The 275-nt window shown below is 68.0% G+C and carries 1 protein-coding gene; it reads left to right on the top strand.

Going from position 1 to position 275, the window contains the following annotated elements:
* The coding region (locus tag AC2YHB_RS25640; protein WP_487354883.1) for a DUF7507 domain-containing protein at positions 1 to 275 on the top strand (275 nt) is incomplete at both ends.

Below are 275 nucleotides of genomic sequence, written 5' to 3' on the forward strand. Positions count from 1 at the left end.
GAGATCAACTACGTCTTCGATGTCTCCAACACCGGCAACGTCACCTTGTCCGGGATCGCCGTCGATGACCCGCTGTTGGCGGGTCTGGGGATCACGGTCACGTGTGACCCGACGACGCTGGCGCCGGGTGCGTCGGTGACGTGCACGGCTGATGAGCCGTACGTGATCACGCAGGCCGATGTGGATGCCGGCACGGTCGAGAACGTCGCGACCGCGACGGGCACGCCCCCGTCGGGTCCGGTGGTCGAGACCCCGGAGAGCCCCACGGTCACGCC

It is taken from the genome of Nocardioides sp. SRI_004, assembly GCF_057586415.1.